Annotated in this window: 3 protein-coding genes and 1 pseudogene; 3 read left to right on the forward strand and 1 reads right to left on the reverse strand. The window is 60.7% G+C overall.

Going from position 1 to position 4,146, the window contains the following annotated elements:
* Positions 1-321 (forward strand): annotated as a pseudogene (locus RMO15_RS04075) (catalase-peroxidase); the annotation flags it as partial.
* 177 nt (positions 322-498) lie between these two features.
* On the forward strand, positions 499-1,584 hold the full coding sequence (locus RMO15_RS04080) for a glycoside hydrolase family 172 protein (protein WP_309708156.1): 1,086 nt from the start codon (positions 499-501) through the stop codon (positions 1,582-1,584).
* Here the strand turns inward: RMO15_RS04080 and RMO15_RS04085 are convergent.
* Complete coding sequence (locus RMO15_RS04085) at positions 1,563-1,757, reverse strand: hypothetical protein (protein WP_309708159.1); 195 nt, start codon at positions 1,755-1,757, stop codon at positions 1,563-1,565. The two genes, RMO15_RS04080 and RMO15_RS04085, sit on opposite strands and share 22 nt — an antisense overlap.
* 197 nt (positions 1,758-1,954) lie before the next feature.
* On the opposite strand from RMO15_RS04085, the gene RMO15_RS04090 reads away from it, so the two are divergent.
* On the forward strand, positions 1,955-4,146 hold a 2,192-nt coding region (locus RMO15_RS04090; RefSeq protein WP_309708162.1), incomplete at its 3' end, for a BTAD domain-containing putative transcriptional regulator.

A 4,146-nucleotide genomic window follows, 5' to 3' on the forward strand; every position in this document is an offset into this window, starting at 1 on the left:
CTCAAGGCCGGTGCAACGGCCCACGGGGTCTTTACCAAGCGCCCCGAGGCTCTGACCAACGACTTCTTCGTCAACCTGCTGGACCTAGGCACCTCCTGGAAGCCGACCTCGGATGCCAAGCAGACCTTTGAGGGCGTTGATCGCAAGACCGGCGCTGTCAAGTGGGCCGGCACCCGTGTCGACCTGATCTTCGGCTCCAACTCCGAGCTGCGGGCCATCGGCGAGGTGTATGCCTGTGACGACGCGCAAGAGAAGTTCGTCAAGGACTTCGTGAGCGCGTGGGACAAGGTCATGAACCTCGACCGCTTCGACATCGCCTAGATCCCGCCCGTTGGAGGGGCGGGACTGGAGAGCCTTTGGCTACAAAGGCCGTGCCGGCCATCCCGAGTTGATTCGGGATCATGGGCGGTACGCCCTTTGTAGCTTTAGCTCTCCAGCCATGCCGTTCCAATCGGCGTGGTCTCCAATCGGCGTGGTCGCTGCGAGTATAATTGCCGCATGGAACTATTTGAGAAGCCCCGTGGTGTCGAGACGCGCTGGGCGAGTTTTGAGAACCCGACGGCGGGGCGTGGTGCCGGGGGACAGGAGAACGACGGCGCAAAAGGCCACGCCTTCGACTCTTTGGAGCCCGGCGAGACCCAGACACTTCTGGACGTGACGGGCAGCGGGACGATCACGCGAATCTGGATGACCGTCTCGGATCGCAGCCCCGAGATGCTGCGGGCCATTCGGCTAGAGATGTTCTGGGACGGCGCAGAGACGCCTGCCGTTTCGGTGCCTTTGGGAGACTTCTTTGGTATAGGACTGGGGCGCATGGTAGCGTTCGAGTGTGCTCTCTTCTCCAGCCCTGAGGGGCGTAGCTTTAACGCCTTTGTGCCGATGCCGTTTCGAAGCGCCGCGCGGGTGACAATCACCAACACATCCGAGACGCGCCTCTCGCATCTGTTCTACGACATTGATCTACTGCTTGGCGTAACCCACACGGCGGAGATGCTCTACTTCCACGCACAGTTTCGTCAGGAGTCGCCCAATGTACTTGGAGAGGGCTTTGTGATTCTCCCTAAAGTGACAGGCAGTGGACGCTTTCTTGGCTGCAACATCGGGTTGTGCGCCGACGAGCGCTACGAGGGGGCGTGGTGGGGCGAGGGTGAGGTCAAGGTCTGGATCGGGGACGAGCGCTTTCCAACTCTCTGTGGTACCGGCACCGAGGACTACATCGGCACGGGCTGGGGACAGGGTGCCTACGCCCAGCGCACACAGGGCTGCCCCATCGCCGACAGTACCAACCGCCAGTGGGCTTTCTACCGCTACCACTTAGACGATCCCATCTACTTTGATGGAAGCTGTCAAGTCGCGATCCAGACCATTGGCGGGACGGACAAGGCAAGCGTAATGGGGCTCCAGGAGAAAAAAGTCCCCTTGATACCCGTGAGTATTGACACCGGCCAGCCGAGTGGGTTTCTGAAGCTAAAGGAGCTCGCTCAGCCCGTTGTGCTTGCCGACCAGCCCGACGGCTGGTGTAACTTCTGGCGACAAGACGACTGGTCCGCCACCGCCTACTTCTATCTGGAGAGACCGACGTAAGCCAGAGCCCGTGAGAGAGTCGGGAGAAGCTGACTAGCCTCCGCGGTTTCCAGGCGCTGAAGAAGCTGACACGCGATCTCGTTGTGGGGGTGCTCCGACAGCAGTGCACGTAGTAGTCCGGATTCCTGAGGGGATAGAAGTAGGCAAAGAGTCGGATTTTTTGTCTCATTCATGGTTTTGTGTCCCTAAAAGTAAAAAAATGCGGCGGGATAAAAGCTAGCCAAGCCCCCGCCGCATGTGATCACTACTCTCCTCAATATTGAAGACGTCGCTAAATTCACCGAACGAATGCAGTATCTCATCCAAGGTGTTACCAGAGGCGTTACCAGCGAGGCAGGATTTTTGTTACCAATGCCGAACCTATCCGCGAATGGACTTGACCTTGCGGCTCTTTGGGGGGATGGAGCTACTTGCCAACGGCGATTCCCTCCCGCCAGGTCCACGCCACCTAGCAGGCGAGCGGCTCCTGGCACTTCTGGCGCTTCATGGCCCACAGTCCCGTGCCCGACTCGCCGCCACTCTCTGGCCCGAGGTCACAGAGTCGCAGGGGCGCTTCTACCTCCGCCGTACTCTGATGGAGGTGCGCCTGCGCTTAGGTGAGGCAGCGGGAGCACTTGTCGAGACCTCAGGCACTTCGGGAGTCCTGACACTACAGCTCCCCGTCGTCGCCTGTGATCTCTGGGCTTTTGATCAGGCACTTCAAGACTGCGACGATGCCAGAGCGGTCGCGCTCTACCGGGGGACGCTTCTGCCAGACTGGGACGCTGACTGGATTCAGACCGAGCGCATGCAGCGTGAGCAAGAGTTTTTAGGGGCTCTGGAGCGCCTCGCCCGCTTAGCCGAAACATCTCAGGAAGCCATTATCACGCTCAAACGGCTCACCACACTCGATCCTGCCCGTGAGTCCGCCTGGTGTGCGCTAATGGAAGCACAAGCAAAGCGCGGGAATCCTGCCGCGCTGATGCAGACCTACCGTGCGCTACGGCTCTGGCTCAGCGAGAATCTACGAACCGTCCCCGCTCCGGAAACCACAGCCCTTTATGAGCGGCTTCTCGCAGAGGCTCGCCACTCCCCCACCCCGAAAGTTGCCTTCCCCAAGCGGAGCCGCCTGCCCCTCGCCCCCACCGCACTCGTGGGACGTCAGGCCGCGCTAGAGCAGCTTCGGGCTCGCCTAGGGGAGACGCGTCTTCTCACCCTCGTGGGGATCGGTGGCGTCGGTAAGACCCGCCTCGCCCTCGCCACCCTGGAGAGCCTCCAAGACGACCCACGTTTTTCGGATGGCATCGCGTGGGTAGATCTGGCCGCTCTGAGTGACCCCAGCCTTGTGCGAGCCCGTATTGCCACCGCGCTAGAGCTCTCGGAGACGGCAGATCTGGCCACGCTCCTTGCCAACCGAAAGCTCTTGCTTGCGCTGGACAACTGCGAGCATCTGCTGGATGCCATCGCAGACGAAGTAGATGCCCTTCTAACGGCCTGTCCCTCGCTCTTCTTTCTTACTACCAGCCGCGAGCCACTCGGGCTCTCTAGTGAGACCATCTGGCGTGTTTCTGCACTGGCAGAAGACGAGTCGTTTCAGCTTTTCCAGGCCCGTGCCCAGAAAGCTCTTCCTGGCTGGCAGCTCACGGAGCAAAATCGCCCTCTGGTGCGCCAGCTCTGCCAGCGCTTAGACGATCTGCCCTTTGCGATTGAGCTTGCGGCGGCGCGCCTCGGGTCGCTTCCCCTCTCGGAGCTGGTGCGCCGTCTGGATGCACGCTTTGATCTGCTCACAGGAGGGAGTCGCACGGTATTACGCCGCCAGCAGACCCTACGCGCCGCGATGGACTGGAGCTGGGAGCTTCTCACGGGGGACGAGCAGACGGCGCTGCGCCAGCTTGCCATCTTCATTAGTCCCTTTCCCTTAGAGACAGGGGAAGTCGCCTGCCCTGATGGCCTGACTCAGCTTCCCTCCCTAGTCGCCAAGTCGCTGATTGCCTTTTCCCCCGAGAACGGCTCCTACCGCCTCCTTGAAACTGTTCGAGAGTATGTCATGGAGCAAGAGCTTGGGGAAGCGGGCCGAGCGGCTCGACAGCGCTACTTGTGGTACGTTTTAAACCAGGCCCAGCAAGCGGTCGCCGAGTACTTTGGCCCGAACCGGCACCACTGGCATCAGGTCCTTGAGGCCGCGCACGATAATATCCGTCTTGCCCTGAGCGATGCAGTCCAGTCCCACCCTGAGCTTGCGCTGGAGCTAGCCGGAAATCTCTGGCTTTTCTGGCGAGAGCAAGGCTACCGGTTAGAAGGACTCAGAACCCTCCGCCAGCTCCTGGAAAGCAGTGCCGTATTCCCCGAAACACTTCAGGGACGGGCTTGGCTCGGGACAGGGGTCTTGGCCTACGAGACGGCAGACTACGACTTAACTTACCGTGCCCTAGACGAGGCTCTACGACTGGCACGACTCCACCAAGACGGCTGGGCCGAGGGTGAGGCGTTGCGCGTCTTGGGCCTAGCTCACTGGAACCAGGGTCGCCCCGATCAGGCACGAGATCTCTATCTGCAGAGCCAGGAGTGTTTTGTACGATGCCA

Origin of the sequence: Armatimonas sp. (assembly GCF_031410135.1) — a bacterium.
Taxonomy (GTDB): Bacteria; Armatimonadota; Armatimonadia; order Armatimonadales; family Armatimonadaceae; genus Armatimonas.